Genomic DNA, 17,028 nt, shown 5'->3' with positions numbered 1-17,028 from the left:
GAAAATTAGAGATTTTTATACCCCGTTTCTAGCAATTGATGATATGATATTCGGAAGGAAAACGACCGCAAGGGTGGGACGACAAAAGCGATGAGCCAGGCAGGAGAGAACAAGGACAAGATCGTCCTCGTCGGCTTCATGGGCACGGGCAAGTCGACGGTAGCCGCCGAGCTCGCCGCGCGGCTCGGCTGGCGTTGCGCCGACACCGACAGCGAAGTCGTGCGCGAGCAGGGCTGCTCGATCGCGGAGCTGTTCGAGTCGCGCGGGGAAGCCTGCTTCCGCGATGCGGAGACGAACGCGCTGGGCCGGCTGCTGGCATGCGGGGAGCCGCTCGTCATCGCCACCGGCGGCGGAGCGGTGCTGCGCGAGCGCAACCGGCGGCTCATGCTGGAGGGCGCGTTCGTGGCGGCGCTGCAGGCATCGGAGGCGGTCATCGTGGAGCGGGTGCGTCATGACCGAGGCCGTCCGCTGCTGGCCGGCGATCCGGCGGCCAAGGTGCGCGAGCTGCTGGAGAAGCGCCAGGGAGCGTATGATTTCGCTCCGCTGCAGCTCATGACGGACGGACTCACCCCGGAGGAAGCGGCGGAGGCGGTGGCCGAGGCGTATCGAGGCGCTTCAAGGCTTTACCGCGCTTCCGACCTATAGCCGTCCCGGAGCTTAGATTTTTTCAACCATTACACAAAGGGGTATGACGAATATGGACGTACTCGTAACGCCGACACCGGAGCTCAAGGGCAGCATCCAGGCCCTCTCCTCCAAGAACTATACGACCCGCTACCTGCTCGTGGCCGCGCTGGCCGAAGGCACGAGCACCATCCATCATCCGGCGCACAGCGAGGACAGCGACGCGATGCGGCGCTGCATCCGCGACCTGGGCGCGGAGCTGGAGGAGGACGACGAGAAGATCGTCATCCGCGGCTTCGGCAGCGCGCCGCGAGACGTGCGCGAGCTGAACGTCGGCAATGCCGGCGCCGTGCTGCGCTTCCTGATGGCGGTCGCCGCGCTTTGTCCGGATGTGACGTTTGTCAATGCGTACCCGGATTCGCTCGGCAAGCGCCCTCACGACGATCTGATCGTCTCGCTGCGTCAGCTCGGAGTCGAAGTCGACGACCATGGAGGCAAGCTGCCGATCACCATCCGGGGCGGCGCGCCCAAGGGCGGCAAGATCACCGTCTCCGGCAACGTCAGCTCCCAGTTCCTCAGCGCGCTGCTGTTCCTCGCGCCGCTGCTGCGGGAGGACAGCGAGATCGAGGTGCTGGACGACCTCAAGTCCAAGGTCGTCGTCGGCCAGACGCTCGAGGTGCTGGAGCAGGCCGGCATCGTCATCGAGGCCTCGGACGATCTGATGCGCTACCGCGTGCCGGGCGGCCAGCGCTACCAGGCCCGCGATTACCGCGTCCAGGGCGATTATCCGGGCTCGGCGGCGGTGCTGGCGGCTGCGGCCGTCACGCGCTCGGAGGTGACGATCCACGGCCTGCCGGAGCAGAGCCGCCAAGGCGAGCGCGCCGTCGTCGACGTGCTGCGCATGATGGAGACGCCGCTCGTCCATGAGGGCGACGACATCACGGTGCGCGGCAACGGCAAGCTGAAGGCGGTCGAGTTCGACGGCGACGCGGCGACCGATGCCGTGCTGGCGATGGTCGCAGCGGCCGTTTATGCCGAGGGCACGTCCCGCTTCTACAACGTGGAGAACCTGCGCTACAAAGAGTGCGACCGCATTACCGACTACCTGACGGAGCTGCGCAAGGCAGGAGCGGACGTCGAGGAGAAGCGGGACGAGATCATCGTGCACGGCAAGCCGGAGGGGCTGGAGGGCGGCGTCGAGATCAATGCCCATTACGACCACCGCGTCATCATGGCGCTGACGGTCGTCGGCCTGCGCTGCCGCCGGCCGCTGCGCATCCGCGACGCGCATCATGTCGCCAAGTCGTATCCGATCTTCTTTGACCATCTGCAGGCGCTCGGCGCCAACGTAGAGTGGCAGGAATAGCGTAATCCGCCGGCGCAACGGGCAACGTAAACCGGCAGGCAGCTCCATCAGCCCTTTTTCCAGACGAGGAGGAATTCAAAGCCATGCCGTTTGAAAATCCCGAACGCGAACAGATCAAGCAGCTGCTCGAGGCGAACACGACCGTAGCGGTCGTCGGCCTCTCCGACAACCCGGAGCGCACGTCCCATGCCGTCTCGCAGGCGATGCAGCAGCGGGGCTACCGCATCATTCCGGTCAATCCGGCGGCGCAAGGCGACATCCTTGGGGAGCGCTGCTACCCCGACCTCGCCTCCGTGCCGGAGCCGATCGGCATCGTCGACGTCTTCCGGCGCAGCGAGTTCACGCCGGACATCGCGCGCGAGGCGGTCGCGGCCGGTGCCAAGGTGCTCTGGCTGCAGCTCGGCGTCTACAACGAAGAAGCGGCCGAGATCGCCCGCCAGGGCGGACTGGTTGTCGTCATGGACCGCTGCATCAAGGTGGAGGACTCCATCCTCCAGCCCCGGATCCGCTGAGAGGCGGGCGCGGGCGCAGCCGTCCGGCATGCGAGGCAGGCCGATCCCCGGCCTGCCTTCTTTGCTTTGACAACGATGGGGGAGGCGGCGTAATCTAGATCGGTAAGAAAACGGATTCGAGAAAGGAGGAGCAGCCATGAACTTCATGGGCAACCTGCAGCAGCTCGGCCGCGCCGTCATGCTGCCGATGACGGTGCTTCCCGCCGCGGCAATCTGCATGAGCCTGGCCCAGCTGCCGTGGGATGCGGCCGGAATGCCGGCGATGGCGGAGTATTTGCGGATTGCCGGCCGCTCGCTCTTCCTCTTCCTGCCCTATTTGTTCGCTGCCGGCGTCGCCTGGGGCACCTCGAGCAACGGGGGAGCCGCGAGCCTGTCCGCGCTGGCCGGCATGTTCATCTACTCGGGCATCGTGCAGTCCAGCGGCTACGACATCGAGCCGACGGTGCTGATCGGCGCGCTCATCGGCATGCTTTCGGGCTACAGCTACGAACGGTTCAAGTCGATCCGGCTGCCCGAATCGATCCAGTTTTTCGGAGGCCCGAGGTTCGTGCCGCTGTTCGTCAGCTTCGTCTGCATCCTGTTCTCGCTGCTCATGGTCGCGGCGGCGCCGTCGCTGAGCCGAGCCCTCCTCTGGCTCGGAGACGTCGTCGCCTCGGCGGGCGGCTTCGGCGTGTTCCTGTATGGATTCCTGCACCGGATCCTCGTCGTGTTCGGCCTGCATCACCTGCTCAACCACGTGTTCTGGTTTCAGGTGGGGGGCTACCGCATGGACGAAGGCACGATGGTGTACGGCGACCTGCCGCGCTTCTTCGCGGGCGACCCGACCGCGGGCGCGTTCATGGCGGGGCTGTATCCGACGATGATGTTCGCCCTGCCGGCGATCGCGCTGGCGATCATCCAGGAGGCGCGGGAGGACCTCAAGCCCAAGATCAAGCGCACGTTCCTGTCGGCGGCGCTCGCCTCGTTCTTGACCGGCGTCTCGGAACCGGTGGAGTTCGCGTTCCTGTTCGTCGCGCCCTATTTGTTCGTCATCCATTCCGTGCTGTCCGGCCTTATCATGTGGATCGTGTACGAGCTCGGCATCCGGCACGGCTTCTCGTTCTCCGGGGGCGCGATCGACTACGTCATCAACATGCATCTGGCGACGAAGGGCTGGCTGCTTCTTCCTCTGGGCATCGTCGTGTTTCTGCTGTATTATGGACTTTTCCGCTGGGCGATCCGCCGCTTCCAGATCCCGACGCCGGGACGCGAGGAAGGCTCGGCGCTCGACGAGTGGGCCGGCGACATTCCGTACCGCGCGCCGCTCATCCTGCAGGCGATCGGCGGCAAGGAGAACCTCGAGACGCTCGAGGCGTGCATCACGCGGCTGCGGATCAAGGTCCGCAACGACAAGCTGCTCGACACCGCGGCGCTGCGCGACCTCGGCGCGGCCGGCGTCATCCGCCTCGGCGGCGGCAACGTGCAGGTCGTGTTCGGCACGTTCTCCGAGCTGATCCGCGAGGAGATGCTCAAGACGATGCAGCGGGACCGCGCCCAGGTGCTGTTCAGCTCGCCGGTACAAGGACGGATGATTCCGCTCGACGAGGTGCCCGATCCGATCTTCGCCGGGAAGCTCGTCGGAGACGGCGCCGCGTTCCTGCCGGAGCGCGGCGAGCTCGTCGCCCCGGTCAAGGGCGAGGTCATCCTCCTCTATCCGACGATGCATGCCGTCGGGCTGCGTACGCCCGAGGGGCTGGAGGTATTGATGCATATCGGCATCGATACGTCGGCCCTGGACGGCTATTTCCATGCGGCGGTCAAGGAAGGGGATGCGGTCATTCCCGGCCAGCTGCTCATCTCGTTCGACATCCAGCGCCTGCGCAAGACGGGCAAGTCGCTGGCGACGCCGATGCTCATCACGAATCCGCAGCTCGTCCGCTCCTGGGGCTTCGGACCATTCAAGTCGGTGAAGCGGGGCCAGACGGCCGTCATGTCCGTCATGCTCCGCGAATCCAAGGACAGTCAGGTTGGAGGGAAACGCTCATGACACAGGGTATTGGAGCTTCGGCGGGAATCGCGATCGGCAAGTGCTTCGTGCTCCCGAACTGGGAGTGGGACCTGCCGGAGCAGAAAATCGACGTCGCCGACCTGGCGCGGGAATTCGAGCGCCTGTACGAGGGCATCCGCACGTCCAAGGTCGAGATCGAGCAGATGAAAGACGAGCTCAGCGAAGTGGTCGGCCCCGACGAGAGGAGCATTTTCGACGCCCATCTGGCGATTCTGGACGATCCGGTCTTCATGAACGAGATCCAGGGGATGATCGAGCGGCAGTACAAGGCGGCGGAGGTTGCGGTCAAGGAAGCGATCGACCACTTCGTGACGATGTTCGACCTGCTGGACGACGAATACATGAAGGAGCGGGCGCTCGACATCCGCGATGTCGGCAACCGGCTGCTCAAGCATCTGCTGGGAGCGCCCGAGATCACGCTGCCTTCGGATACGCAGCCGTACGTGCTCGTGGCCAAGGAGCTGTCTCCTTCGCAGCTCGCCCATCTCAATCCGCGCAACGTCCTCGGCATCGCCACCTTCGGCGGCAGCACGACGTCGCATTCGGCCATCATGGCGAGGGCGCTCGGCATCCCGCTCGTCGTCTCCGTCGACGACGAGCTGGAGGAGCGCGTGCAGACCGGCGACGTCCTGCTGCTGGACGGCGGGAGCGGCTTCGTCGAGCTGAGCCCTTCGGCCGAGCTCATCGCGGCCTATGCCCGCATCAAGCAGGAGCAGGAAGAGGAGCAGGCCCGGCTGCGAGGGCTGGCCCATGTCGATCCGTCGACGCCGGACGGCAAGCGGCTGCGCTTGTCGGCCAACATCAGCTCGCTCAAGGAGCTGGAGATCGCCTTGTCGAGCGGCGCGCACGGCGTCGGACTGTTCCGCACGGAGTTCCTCTACATGGACCGGACCCGCTTTCCCAAGGAAGAGGAGCAGTTCGAGGTCTATCGCAGCGTCGCCGAAAAGCTGGACGGCGGTCCGCTCGTCATCCGCACGCTCGACATCGGCGGCGACAAGCATCTCGACTACTTCGAGCTGCCGGAGGAGGAGAATCCGTTCCTCGGCTATCGCGCCATCCGCATCAGCCTCGACCGCAAGGACCTGTTCCGCACGCAGCTTCGCGCGATTCTCCGCGCCTCTCATTACGGCGACGTCAAAGTGATGTACCCGCTCATCTCCTCGGTCGAGGAGGTGCGGGAGGCGAACCGGCTGCTGCGGGAGGCGATGGCCGAGCTGGAGGCGGAGGGCAAGCCGTTCAACCGCTCCATGGAGACCGGCGTCATGATCGAGCTGCCGGCCGCCGTCATGATCGCGGAGCTGCTGGCGAGAGAGGTCGATTTCTTCAGCATCGGCACCAACGACCTCGTCCAGTTCACGCTCGCCGTCGACCGGATGAACGACAAGATCTCCCATCTGTACGAGCCGTATCATCCGGCCGTGCTGCGCATGCTGCGGACGACGGTCGAGGCCGGACGCAGGCAAGGAATCACGGTCGGCGTTTGCGGCGAGATGGCTGGCGATCCAGCGGCGCTGCCGATCTGGCTCGGACTCAACGTCGACGGGCTGAGCATGTCGTCGCATTCCATCCTGCAGGTCAAGGAGCGCCTGCTGCGCACGAGCCAGGAAGACAGCCGCAGCGCCCTGGAGCATGTGATGGCGAGCAGTACGGCGGCCGAGGCGAAGCTGCACCTGCAGCGCTTCAAGCAAGAGGTCGACGAGCGCGAGTCGCCGGAGCCGGCTGAGAGCGGGCGCGGCAACGGATAGGACCGAACGACAACGAAGCCTTGCCGGAACGTTCCGGCAAGGCTTTTGATTGGAGCGGCGCTCGTTCGATCAGAGGCTTTTCAGCGCGTCGACGAAAGCTTTCGCATACGGCGGCAAATCCGGCGGACGGCGCGCCGAAACGAGGTTGCCGTCGACGACGACGGCCTCGTCGTGCCAGACGGCGCCAGCGTTCTCCATGTCATCCCGGATGCCCGGGGTGGAGGTCACTTGCCGTCCCCGCAAAATCTTGGCGGAGATGAGCACCCATCCGGCATGGCAGATCTGGCCGATCGGCTTGCCGTCGCGGTCCATCTCCTGCACGAGGCGCAGCACCTCGGGATAGCGCCGGATCTTGTCCGGCGCCCATCCGCCGGGCACGAGCAGCCCGTCCACCTGCGAGGCGTCGACCTCTCCGTAGGCGAGGTCGGCGGTGGCGGGCACGCCGTACTTTCCGATATGGGTCTTGCCCTTCTCCGGACCGGCGAACTCGACGACCGCTCCCTCCTCCCGGACCCGATAGACGGGATACCACAGCTCGAGATCCTCGAATTCGTCGTCCAGCAGGCAGACGACTCGTTTTCCTTGCAGCGTCATGATCGATCACTCCTCCTCTTGCAGCCATTGTAAGTCAGGGGGAAGGGACAAATCAAACGCCGAAGCGCCGACTAGGCTGACAGAAAATGCTTGCCTCGCGCCAGCAGGAATTTTCGCGAAAAAGGTCGAAGTAAGCTAAAGCGAGCACGGACGGGACCGACGTGCCTCCCAGCGCCGCCTGGCAGAGCGGATCCTGATCGCCGGGCTGCGGAGTCTTTCGCGGCCGGGCAGGGCGGCCATGCTGCCGATGACGAAGGAGTGGACCAATCTATGCACAAAACCTGTACTTGCGGGCAAACGATGACGATGAAGCTTCGCACCGTGATTTATTCCGGCAAGGTCGAGATCGACAACGTCCCGATCTATTCCTGCCCTTCCTGCAGCCGCAGCGAGGTGCTGCCGGAAGTAAAGCCCGACCTGACGGGGCTGATCGGCCAGCTCGGCGAAGAGCCGGCCAAGCAGACGCTGCTGTTTAACGAATTGAACGAGTGGGCAGATTTACTTCTAGAGGCTTCCGCGAGCCGCAAGACGCCGAGCGGTCCCGCCGTCCAGCAGATCGTGGACGAGCGCATCGACAGCCTGCTGGAGCTGCTGCTGCTGGCCGGATCGGTCGGCGATGAGGCCTGGAGGCAGGATATCGAAAAAAGGCTCGCCCAACTGAGCCGCTGCACCCTTCATACATAACGAGCACCATCATCATAGAACGAATAGGAGAGTGGGAACCGATGAGCTTCATTTCCCTTCAGACGGTCGAGGATTGGAACGACGTGCTGCAAAAGTCGCATGAAAAGCCGGTGCTCGTCTTCAAGCACAGCACGCGCTGCTCGATCAGCGCGGAGGCCCATGAAGCCTGGGAGAGCTGGACGCGCTCGGCCAAGAGCGCAGACGTAGAGACGGCTCTGGTGCGCGTCGTCGAAGAGCGTCCGGTGTCGAACGCGATCGAGGAGAGCCTCGGCGTGAAGCATGCCTCCCCGCAGGCGATTCTGGTGAAGGACGGCAAGGCCGAGTGGAACGCGTCCCACTGGAACATCACGGAGTCGTCGCTGGCCGAGAACGCCCGCTGACATTGCAACCGCCCCTGCGTTTGTCGTATGATTACCGTAACGTAAAGGGGTATCATGCTGCCAAATAATTCATCATATTGGAGAGAAGGAACCGTGACTGTAACCATTTACGATGTTGCAAGAGAAGCGGGAGTGTCCATGGCTACGGTCTCCCGCGTCGTCAACAACAATCCGAACGTCAAGCCGCAAACGCGCAAGAAGGTGTATGAAGCGATCGACAGGCTCGGCTACCGCCCGAACGCGGTGGCGCGCGGACTCGCCAGCAAGAAGACGACCACCGTCGGAGTCGTCATCCCCGACATCTCGAACTCGAACTTCGCCGAGGTCGCGCGGGGCATCGAGGACATCGCGAACATGTACCACTACAATATCATTCTTTGCAGCGCCGACAAGCGCAAGGATAAGGAGATCCGCGTCATCAACACGCTGCTGGAGAAGCAGGTCGACGGCCTCCTCTTCATGGGCGGCGCGGTGACGGACGAGCACAAGCAGGCGTTCAAGACGGCCAACGTGCCGGTCGTGCTGTGCGCGACGACGGACGAGCAGAACGAGATTCCGTCCGTCGACATCGATCATGAAGCGGCCGCTTATGATGCCGTCAAGACGCTGATCGGCCATGGCCATCGCGACATCGCGATGATCAGCGGCACGCTGCAGGACCCGTCCGTCGGCTACGCCCGCTACCAAGGCTACAAGCGCGCCCTGCAGGAAGCGGGCATCCCGGAGCGGGAGGACTTCGTGCGCGTCGGCAATTACCGCTACGAGTCCGGGATCGAGGCGATGGGGCATTTCCTGGAGCCGGACAAGCTCCCGAGCGCCGTATTCGCGGCGACGGACGAGATGGCGATCGGCGCCATCCATGCGATCCAGGACAAAGGCCTTTCCGTGCCGGGCGACATCTCGGTCATCAGCGTCGACAACAGCCGCATGGCGGAGATGGTGCGTCCGACGCTGTCCGCCGTCGCCCAGCCGATGTACGACATCGGCGCCGTATCGATGCGCCTGCTCACCAAGCTCATGAAAAAAGAGCCCGTCGAGCAGTCCAAGGTCATCCTGCCGCATGACGTCGTGAAGCGGAACTCGGCGGGAGCGGCTCAAGCATGACGTACGGAACGGTCGGAATCATCGGCGCGATGGCGGAGGAGCTGGAGCTGCTCTTTCGGAGCGGGGAGATGGGCGAGGAGACGCGCAAGGCGGGCATGACGTTCCGTAGGGGCACGCTGCACGGACAGCCGATCATCGCCGTGAAATCCGGCGTCGGCAAGGTGAACGCCGCCGTCTGCACGCAGGCGCTCATCGATCTGGGCGCGGACTGCGTCCTGTTCACCGGTGTCGCCGGCGCGATCGATCCCGAGCTGCGCATCGGCGACATCGTCGTGTCGACGGCCTCCGTCCAGCATGATATGGACGTGACCGCGCTCGGCTTCGGGCCAGGCGTCATCCCTTACCAGGAGGTATCCGTCTTCCCGGCCGACGCGGAGCTGGTCGAGCTCGCGGCGGAGGCAGGCGCGGCCGCCGCCAAGGGCAAGGCGATCCGCGGCATCGTGCTGTCCGGCGATCAGTTCATCGCCAGCCGAGACAAGGTGCAGCAGCTGCGCGACGTCTTCAGCGGGGCATGCGCGGAGATGGAGGGGGCGGCCGTCGCTCAGGTCTGCCATCTCAATGAGGTGCCTTATGTCGTCATCCGATCGATGTCGGATCAGGCCGACGGCAGCGCGCATATGAATTTTGAGGAATTCACGGTGCTGGCCGCCAACCAGTCGTTCCAGGTCATCGATGCGATGATCCGCAGCCTCAGCCGCGGCTGAGCGAGGAGCTTGGACAAAGCAGCCGCTGGTCTCCATGAGGGAGGCCAGCGGCTGCTTTTTTTTTTGGCGACGGAATCAAAAATCCTGGGACGCAAGCTCCCAGGCCTGCCGATTCTGAACCGTAATCTCGGATCGCCGGGGCATCGGGGCCCAGGCCGACGTATCGTCGAGCCAGTGCCGGGGCAGCGTCGCCGGAGCCTGAGGCTGCCAGCGGTCCAGCCAGGCTTGCGGCAAGGGAGAGAGGCGGCCCTGCGGCTCCTGCAGCCGGGCTGCGAGAGGGTGATCGGACATGACGAGCCATACGAGCGACCAGGCGCGGGGGACGACGCGCCACTGGTCGTAGCCGCCGCCGCCGAGCGCGACCCAGCGGCCGCCGCACAGCTCATGGGCCAGCTGGCGAATCAGCCGGGGCATTTCCAGGTAGATGCGCATGCTGCAATGGACGTGGGAGAGCGGATCGTAGGCGTGCGCGTCGCATCCGTGCTGGCTGAGGATGAGGTCGGGCTTGAAGGCTCGGGCGACCCGGGTTACAGTTTCCGTGAAGCATTCCAGCCACGACTCGTCCTCCGTGTAAGGCTGCACGGGCACGTTGCAGCAGGCGCCGAATCCTTTGTCGATGCCTTTTTCATGCGTGAAGCCCGTGCCGGGGAACAGATACTTGCCGGTCTCATGGATGGAATAAGTGAAGACGTCCGGATCCTCGTAGAAGGCATACTGCACGCCGTCGCCGTGATGGACATCCGTATCGATATAAAGCACGCGCGCGCCGTGCTTTTGGCGCACGGAGGCGATCGCGATAGCGGCGTCATTGTAGACGCAGAAGCCCGAGCCGTGTCCCGGAAAAGCATGGTGCAGCCCGCCGCTCATATGAAAGGCATGCCGAGCGCGCCCTGACATGACAGCCTCCGCCGCGGCGATCGAGCCGCCGGCGATAGCGGCCGCGGCGTCGTGCATGCCGACGAAATAAGGCGTATCCTCGGAATCGAGGCCGAACCGGCGGGCCAGTCCCGCCGCGCTTGCCGGCGGAACCGGCAGGCTGAGGCCGCGCACCGCCTTGATGTACTCCGAGCGATGAATGAGCTCGAGCTCCTGATCCAGAGCCGTATCCGCTTCCAAAACGGATTCGGAAGGAAGGGCCCCGCTCGCTTCAAGCAGCGTCTCGGCCAGCTCCGCGCGCAGCGGACTGAACGGATGCTCCTCGTTGAATTTGTACGGGCTTGCGCCGGTCGAGCGGACATAAACGGCTTTATCCTTCATGTTCTTCCTCCTGAATCGATCCATACATGATCAGTACATGAATCGCTGCCGGAATCGGACGCGGTCGAACTGCTCGACCGACGAGAGCGGGACCCGCTTGCCGATGCGCACCATGAGGCAGTTGGCGGGATGGGAGCAGATTTCCGGGTCGTCGGTCGCGTACCAGACCATGCCGACCGATTTCATGAGCTTCTCCATCATGCGGCGGTAGTCCCAGATACCGAGGCCGGTTCCCTCCAGATCCCAATGCCAATAGTATTCGGTCGTATAAACGATGAAGCTCTCCAGCTGATCGTCCTCGAACGCGAGGGCGATCATTTTTTTGCCGAGTCCGACGGAGCGGTAGTCCGATGCGACCTCGACGGCGCCCAGCTCGATGAGATCGTCCATGCCGCCTTCGGACCAGCGTTCCAGCTCGTCCGGATAATGGAACGTGACGTAGCCGACGATCATGTCTCCATCGCGGGTAATGATGATGCGGCCTTCCTCGAGGCCGGCGATCTCGATCAACGCTTCCAGCTGGTCCTTGGGCCGGCGGAAAGCATCCAGGCCGGAATGCATCGTGCAGTCGGCGAGCCGGGACGGGTCGACCGGCCCTTCGAGCACGAGCTCCCGATTTCCAAAAGGAACGACACGGGAATGGCAGCGCTTGATATGCTCCAACGTAATCGCACCTCCAAAGCAAAATGGCGGCAGACCATCAAAGGCGGTCCGCGCCTCTTATCACTTATAGCAGAAATCATTCGGGATGAAAAGGACAAGCGGCATGCGGACAGGGCGAATTTTTAGTCGAGCAGGGATAAAAATAGTCGAAAAGTAGGCGCATACATTTCCATATGCTATACTGGTTAAACATGCACGTCGACTCACCTATGGCTTGAAAGCGCTTTGGATTGCTTGCAGCACATTACGATGATGACGATGGAAGGTGATTAGCATGTCGATTGACCACAAGGAAAGAATCTCGGTTGCCGCAGCTTCTCCGAACATGGGCAGCTATGAGGAAGCGCACGCTTCGTTCGATTGGAGCGAGGTAGAGAAGCAGTTCACCTGGCATGAGACAGGCAAGGTCAACATGGCTTTCGAGGCGATAGACCGCCACCTGGCCGAGGGACGGGGACAAAAGACCGCCCTTCTCTACAGCGATCCGAAGCGGGATGAATCCTACACGTTCGAGCAGCTGAGCCTCCTGTCGAACCGCTTTTCCAACGTCCTGCGCAAGCTGGGCCTCGCCAAGGGAGAGCGGCTGTTCATCTTCATGCCTCGCTCGCCGGAGCTCTATGTAGCGCTTCTCGGCTCGCTCAAGCTGGGCGTCGTCGTCGGTCCGCTGTTCGAAGCCTTCATGGAGACGGCGGTCAAGGACCGGCTGCTGGACAGCACGGCGACGGCGATCGTGACGACGCCCGCGCTGCTGCCCCGGATCAAGCGCGACGAGCTGCCGGATCTCAAGCATGTCATCGTCGTCTCCGACGAAGGCGTCCCGGAGGGAACGATCTCGTACAAGGACGAGATGGCCGCTGCCTCCGAGGAGGCTCAGATCGAATGGCTGGACCGCGAGGACGGGCTGCTCATCCATTATACGTCCGGCTCGACCGGCAAGCCCAAAGGCGTCTTCCATGTGCAGAACGCCATGCTGCAGCATTATCACACAGGACGGATCGTCCTCGATCTGAAGGAAGACGACGTGTACTGGTGCACGGCCGATCCCGGATGGGTGACCGGCACGTCCTACGGCATCTTCGCGCCATGGCTCAACGGCGCCACCAACGTCGTCCGCGGCGGCCGCTTCAGCCCGCAGGACTGGTATACGACGCTCCAGCGCTACGGGGTGACGGTCTGGTACAGCGCGCCGACCGCGTTCCGCATGCTGATGGGAGCGGGAGACGACAGCGTCGCGCAGTACGACCTCTCGAGCCTGCGCCATGTGCTGAGCGTCGGAGAGCCGCTCAACCCGGAGGTCGTCCGCTGGGGACTCAAGGTGTACGGCCAGCGCATCCACGATACGTGGTGGATGACGGAGACAGGCGGACAGCTCATTTGCAACTATCCGTCCATGGAGATCAAGCCGGGATCGATGGGACGGCCGATCCCCGGCGTCGAGGCGGCGATCATCGACGATGCCGGCAACGAGCTGCCGCCATACCGCATGGGCAACCTGGCGGTGCGGACGCCTTGGCCGTCGATGATGCGCAAGATTTGGAACAACCCGGCCAAGTACGAGGAGTACTTCCGCATTCCGGGCTGGTACATCTCCGGGGATTCCGCTTACCGCGACGAGGACGGCTATTTCTGGTTCCAGGGCCGGATCGACGACGTCATCAATACGGCGGGCGAGCGAGTCGGACCGTTCGAGGTCGAGAGCAAGCTGGTGGAGCATCCGGCCGTCGCCGAGGCAGGCGTCATCGGCAAGCCCGACCCGATGCGCGGCGAGATCATCAAGGCCTTCATCTCCCTGCGCGAAGGCTTCGAGCCTTCCGATGAGCTCAAGGCCGACATCGCCCGCTTCGTCAAGGAGGGGCTGTCCGCGCACGCATCTCCGCGCGAGATCGAGTTCAAAGACAAGCTTCCGAAGACGCGCAGCGGCAAAATCATGCGCCGTGTCCTCAAGGCATGGGAGCTGGACCTGCCTACAGGCGACCTGTCGACGATCGAGGACTGATTCTTCTCTCATCTATATTCTTCTGCACGAAGAAGCCCTGCTCCTCAAGGAGCAGGGCTTCTTTTCGTTTTTTGCCTATGGACGAAAAAAAGGACTGCGGGCAATGGCTGCCTGCAGTCCTTTCGTTCTAGCCTCAGCAGCAACAACAGCCTCTGAGGTCAGCCGGCCGACCAGGTCACCGCTTGGGAGAAGTCCGACTCCCCGGCTGCATTGACGGCCGTGATTCGGAAGGTGCCGGTGCTGATCGGAGCGACATATTCGAAGCTCGTGCCGCTGCTCGAGCCGATGTTTTGGAAGCTGCCGTCGTTGCCGGCGCTGAAGTACACCTGATAAGAGGTGACCCCTTCCGCGGCGCTGTTGCTGCTCCAATCGAGCTTGACGCCGGTGCCCGTGCCGGAAGCCTTCAGGCCGCTCGGACCGGACGGCTTCACGGCTGCCGGAGGCTGCGGCTCGCTGCCCGGCTGCTCCGGAGCTTGCGGGGTGCCGGTTTCGCCTTCTTCGGTGCCGGTGTCCGGGAAGCCGGGCAGGCCAGGCAGCGTGATCGAGCCTCCCGGACTGACCGTCTGGCTGCGTTCAGACTCTCGTCCGGCGACGTCGACGGCAGTGACATAATACGTGCTGCCGAAGCCGCCGGAGCGGTCGACGAACGCTCTTGAGTCGCCGGCCAGGATGGAGTCGCCGATCTTGGAGAAGCCGCCGCCCGACGAGCGGTAGAGGCGGTATCCGACGACATCGTTCTGCGGACTGGCCGAGAAGCTGATGCGGTAGGCGCCGCTGAGCGACTCCAGGGTCACGTTCGATGGAGCGGACGGCGCCGCTCCGTCATCCTGTCGAGGATCCATCCTCGAAGGCGCCTCGTTCTCGGCATCCTTGGGGATGAACGCGGAGATCGGCCTGCGGTACTCGGCCGGCATGACGGCCTGCGCTTTGTTGATCTCCTCGATCAGATCGCCGAGCGGCTTCTCGCGCCGGATCGTCGTCTTGGTGAAGACGAAGTCGGAGGGAGTGCCGTCCTGGGCGATATAGTTGACGCCGTTGTAGCGGATGAAGCTCATCGCGCCGAGCACGTCGTCGACCTTGACCGGAACGTACTTCTTGTTGAACCAGTCCGTCGTAAGCATGCCGTTCGAGCGGATCAGCGGGCTCGGCAGAAGGCCGCTGACGCTCGAGACGGTCGCCTTGACGAGGCCGTCCGGCTGAGGGAACGCATCCGTCTTGAAGATATCCGGCCGGTCCCTGACGGTTTCGTTCATAATCTTGGACCAAAGCGTGCGCGCACGGGATTGCGAGGCTTTGACGAGCGTATTTTTCTGCTCCTTGTAGCCGACCCATACGCCGAGCGTGATGTCCGGGCTGAAGCCCATGAACCAGACGTCGCCGTAGCTTTGCGTCGAGCCGGTCTTGCCGGCGATCGGAATCTTGCCGTAGGCGTCGAAGCTGCTCGTGACGGCGTAGCCCGTGCCGCTCCGGTCGGAGATGACGGTGCGCAGCATGTCGGTCATGAGGAACGCGGTCTGCTCCGAATAGACTTGCTTCGGCGCCAGCTTGTGCTCGTAGACGATTTGTCCGGAAGCGTCCACGATCTTGCTGATGAGATAAGGATCGTTGTATTTGCCTCCGTTCGGAATCGTGGCGTAGGCATTGGTCAGCTCCTTGACGGAGACGCCTTTGGCAAGGCCGCCGATGACGCCGGTCTGCGCGTTGTCGTCCTCCGGCTGCAGCGTCGTGATGCCGAGCGAGCGGGAGAATTCCCACGCCTTTTCGATCGTCACTTTGTCGAGGAACAGCTTGAGCGCCGGGATGTTCAGCGACCGGTTGAGCGCGTCCCTGGCCGTGACCAGGCCGTTGAATCTCTTGCTCGCATTCATCGGAATATGGTAGCCCTTCTGCCCATCCTTCAGGATGATCGGCGAATCGTCAAGCACGCTCGCCGGCTGCACGAGTCCGGCTTCGAGCGCGGGCAGGTATGCGGAGATGGACTTCATCGTCGACCCGGGCTGGCGAATCATCTGGGTCGCGTAGTTCATCTGCTCGATGTTGAAGTCGCGCCCTTCCATCATGCCGAGAATGGCTCCGGTATGATGGTCGATCATGATGGCCGCCGCCTGCTCCGGCCCCTTGGACTTGCTCGTCGGGCCGAAGTTGTTCGGATCATTGGCGATTTCCCGCATGTTGTTGTAGATGACTTTGTCGATCGTCGTATAGATGCGGTAGCCCGAGCGAAGCAGCTGCTCGCGCGCGTTTTGCACGATCTCGGCGTTTTCGGTCTTGGCGAGATCCGCCTTCTGCAGATTCGGATTTTGCTTGAGGGCGATGATTTCGGCCGCCTCGCGCTCCGTCTCGAGCATCAGATACGGGAATGTGTTGTACGCCTTCTCGCGATGCGGAGCGAGCGAGCTCTTGATGTCGAAGGCGAGCGCTTCGTCGTATTCGGCCTGCGTGATGCGGCCGGTCTCCAGCATGCGGGAGAGGACGAACTTCTGGCGGGACATCGCCCGGTTGAATCCGGTCTCGTTGAACAGGCCCTTGCCGTTGAAGGCCGAGTAGGCCGACGGCAGCTGCGGCAGGCCGGCGAGATAGGCCGCCTGCGCGAGATTGAGCTTGTTCAGGTCGGAGAGGTTGAAGATGCCGATGGAGGCCGACTTGATGCCGTACAGGTTGTAGCCGGACGAGCCGTTGCCGAACGGCATCTTGTTCAGGTAAGCCGCCAGGATCTGATCCTTGGTCAGGTAGCGCTCCATCCGGATCGACAGCAGGATCTCCTTGAACTTGCGGCTGTCCGTACGGTCGAGGCTGAGGAAGACGCGGCGCGCGACCTGCTGGGTCAGTGTGCTGCCTCCGGTCTGGCGCTCCTCGTTCAGCAGCTTTTCCTTGACGGCTCTCCCGAGCCCTTTGTAGTCGACTCCGATATGGTTATAAAAATTGCTGTCTTCGGTCGAGAGCAGGGCGTCGATGACCGACTGCGGGATGTTCGACAAGTCGACGAGCCGACGGTCCTCGTCGGTTCGAAGCTGACCGACCGGCGTCGTTCCGTCGTTGAAGTAGACGAAACCGGTCAAGGCGTTTTCGTTGACCTTGGCCTCAAGCTCGCTTCCCGGCCGCACCGGATCGTCCTTGACGAGCGCGGCGACATAGCCGGTGGCGATGCCTCCCGCGAACAAGGCGCCCGTGATGCCGAATATAACCAGCCATTTGACCGTTATCCAGACGACAAGGCCGAAAGTCCTCCAGCCGCTGCGCGGCTTGCGGAGCTGTTCCTGGTCTTGAGCCATATGTACGTATCCTCCTCCAAATGAACAGAGCTATTATATCACATGCGCCCTGAATCGGCACGACCTGGCAGCGTTCGCTC

General features: G+C 63.2%; 14 protein-coding genes. 10 read left to right on the top strand and 4 right to left on the bottom strand.

The window, feature by feature from the left end:
* The first annotated feature begins 90 nt into the window (after positions 1–90).
* The 5 genes from HGI30_RS13170 to ptsP all read left to right on the top strand — a co-directional run bounded on the left by HGI30_RS13170 (position 91) and on the right by ptsP (position 6,294).
* On the top strand, positions 91–645 hold the full coding sequence (locus HGI30_RS13170; protein WP_168907978.1) for a shikimate kinase: 555 nt from the start codon (positions 91–93) through the stop codon (positions 643–645).
* A gap of 52 nt (positions 646–697) precedes the next feature.
* Positions 698–1,990 carry a 3-phosphoshikimate 1-carboxyvinyltransferase gene (gene aroA, locus HGI30_RS13165; RefSeq protein ID WP_168907977.1) on the top strand — a complete coding sequence of 431 codons (1,293 nt, stop codon included), beginning with the start codon at positions 698–700 and terminating at the stop codon, positions 1,988–1,990.
* An 83-nt stretch (positions 1,991–2,073) separates the two neighbouring features.
* Positions 2,074–2,502 (top strand): CoA-binding protein, encoded by a 429-nt coding sequence (locus tag HGI30_RS13160; protein ID WP_168907976.1) that lies wholly within the window; start codon positions 2,074–2,076, stop codon positions 2,500–2,502.
* Between the two features lie 136 nt (positions 2,503–2,638).
* On the top strand, positions 2,639–4,528 hold the full coding sequence (locus tag HGI30_RS13155; protein ID WP_168907975.1) for a glucose PTS transporter subunit IIA: 1,890 nt from the start codon (positions 2,639–2,641) through the stop codon (positions 4,526–4,528).
* Positions 4,525–6,294, top strand: a complete 1,770-nt coding sequence (gene ptsP / locus HGI30_RS13150) for a phosphoenolpyruvate--protein phosphotransferase (protein WP_168907974.1) — start codon at positions 4,525–4,527, stop codon at positions 6,292–6,294. The genes HGI30_RS13155 and ptsP overlap by 4 nt, the downstream gene beginning before the upstream one ends.
* Before the next feature lie 69 nt (positions 6,295–6,363).
* Here ptsP and HGI30_RS13145 read toward each other — a convergent pair whose 3' ends face one another.
* Positions 6,364–6,888, bottom strand: coding sequence for a type 1 glutamine amidotransferase domain-containing protein (locus tag HGI30_RS13145; RefSeq protein WP_168907973.1), 525 nt, complete (start codon positions 6,886–6,888; stop codon positions 6,364–6,366).
* A 306-nt stretch (positions 6,889–7,194) separates the two neighbouring features.
* Here HGI30_RS13145 and HGI30_RS13140 point away from each other — a divergent pair, with 306 nt between their 5' ends.
* The 4 genes from HGI30_RS13140 to HGI30_RS13125 all read left to right on the top strand — a co-directional run bounded on the left by HGI30_RS13140 (position 7,195) and on the right by HGI30_RS13125 (position 9,760).
* Positions 7,195–7,572: a hypothetical protein gene (locus tag HGI30_RS13140; RefSeq protein WP_328805114.1), complete on the top strand. Its 378-nt coding sequence runs from the start codon at positions 7,195–7,197 to the stop codon at positions 7,570–7,572.
* 41 nt (positions 7,573–7,613) lie between these two features.
* Positions 7,614–7,952 carry a bacillithiol system redox-active protein YtxJ gene (ytxJ, locus tag HGI30_RS13135; RefSeq protein ID WP_168907971.1) on the top strand — a complete coding sequence of 113 codons (339 nt, stop codon included), beginning with the start codon at positions 7,614–7,616 and terminating at the stop codon, positions 7,950–7,952.
* A 93-nt stretch (positions 7,953–8,045) separates the two neighbouring features.
* Entirely contained in the window at positions 8,046–9,056 is a 1,011-nt protein-coding gene (gene ccpA, locus HGI30_RS13130; RefSeq protein ID WP_168907970.1) for a catabolite control protein A, read from the top strand.
* Complete coding sequence (locus HGI30_RS13125) at positions 9,053–9,760, top strand: 5'-methylthioadenosine/adenosylhomocysteine nucleosidase (RefSeq protein WP_168907969.1); 708 nt, start codon at positions 9,053–9,055, stop codon at positions 9,758–9,760. The genes ccpA and HGI30_RS13125 overlap by 4 nt, the downstream gene beginning before the upstream one ends.
* A 75-nt stretch (positions 9,761–9,835) precedes the next feature.
* Here HGI30_RS13125 and HGI30_RS13120 read toward each other — a convergent pair whose 3' ends face one another.
* Positions 9,836–11,017 (bottom strand): acetoin utilization protein AcuC, encoded by a 1,182-nt coding sequence (locus HGI30_RS13120; RefSeq protein WP_168907968.1) that lies wholly within the window; start codon positions 11,015–11,017, stop codon positions 9,836–9,838.
* Between the two features lie 30 nt (positions 11,018–11,047).
* Entirely contained in the window at positions 11,048–11,680 is a 633-nt protein-coding gene (locus HGI30_RS13115; protein WP_168907967.1) for a GNAT family N-acetyltransferase, read from the bottom strand.
* Positions 11,681–11,954: 274 nt separating this feature from the next.
* On the opposite strand from HGI30_RS13115, the gene acsA reads away from it, so the two are divergent.
* Positions 11,955–13,676, top strand: coding sequence for an acetate--CoA ligase (gene acsA, locus HGI30_RS13110; protein ID WP_168907966.1), 1,722 nt, complete (start codon positions 11,955–11,957; stop codon positions 13,674–13,676).
* Between the two features lie 158 nt (positions 13,677–13,834).
* On the opposite strand, the gene HGI30_RS13105 is transcribed toward acsA, so the two are convergent.
* Positions 13,835–16,948 (bottom strand): transglycosylase domain-containing protein, encoded by a 3,114-nt coding sequence (locus tag HGI30_RS13105; RefSeq protein WP_168907965.1) that lies wholly within the window; start codon positions 16,946–16,948, stop codon positions 13,835–13,837.
* Positions 16,949–17,028 lie beyond the last annotated feature (80 nt).

It is taken from the genome of Paenibacillus albicereus (assembly GCF_012676905.1).
GTDB classification, from domain to species: Bacteria; Bacillota; Bacilli; order Paenibacillales; family Paenibacillaceae; genus Paenibacillus_O; species Paenibacillus_O albicereus.
The sequence above is the reverse complement of the archived record's forward strand: the minus strand, read 5'-3'. Positions and strand labels throughout refer to the sequence as shown.

Excerpts from the sequence above, each read along its gene's own strand:
- HGI30_RS13145 (WP_168907973.1), bottom strand. The coding sequence starts at position 6,888 with ATGACGCTGCAAGGAAAACGAGTCGTCTGCCTGCTGGACGACGAATTC.
- HGI30_RS13155 (WP_168907975.1), top strand. The coding sequence starts at position 2,639 with ATGAACTTCATGGGCAACCTGCAGCAGCTCGGCCGCGCCGTCATGCTG.
- ytxJ (WP_168907971.1), top strand. The coding sequence starts at position 7,614 with ATGAGCTTCATTTCCCTTCAGACGGTCGAGGATTGGAACGACGTGCTG.
- acsA (WP_168907966.1), top strand. The coding sequence starts at position 11,955 with ATGTCGATTGACCACAAGGAAAGAATCTCGGTTGCCGCAGCTTCTCCG.
- HGI30_RS13140 (WP_328805114.1), top strand. The coding sequence starts at position 7,195 with ATGAAGCTTCGCACCGTGATTTATTCCGGCAAGGTCGAGATCGACAAC.
- HGI30_RS13125 (WP_168907969.1), top strand. The coding sequence starts at position 9,053 with ATGACGTACGGAACGGTCGGAATCATCGGCGCGATGGCGGAGGAGCTG.
- aroA (WP_168907977.1), top strand. The coding sequence starts at position 698 with ATGGACGTACTCGTAACGCCGACACCGGAGCTCAAGGGCAGCATCCAG.
- HGI30_RS13105 (WP_168907965.1), bottom strand. The coding sequence starts at position 16,948 with ATGGCTCAAGACCAGGAACAGCTCCGCAAGCCGCGCAGCGGCTGGAGG.
- HGI30_RS13120 (WP_168907968.1), bottom strand. The coding sequence starts at position 11,017 with ATGAAGGATAAAGCCGTTTATGTCCGCTCGACCGGCGCAAGCCCGTAC.
- ptsP (WP_168907974.1), top strand. The coding sequence starts at position 4,525 with ATGACACAGGGTATTGGAGCTTCGGCGGGAATCGCGATCGGCAAGTGC.
- HGI30_RS13160 (WP_168907976.1), top strand. The coding sequence starts at position 2,074 with ATGCCGTTTGAAAATCCCGAACGCGAACAGATCAAGCAGCTGCTCGAG.
- HGI30_RS13170 (WP_168907978.1), top strand. The coding sequence starts at position 91 with ATGAGCCAGGCAGGAGAGAACAAGGACAAGATCGTCCTCGTCGGCTTC.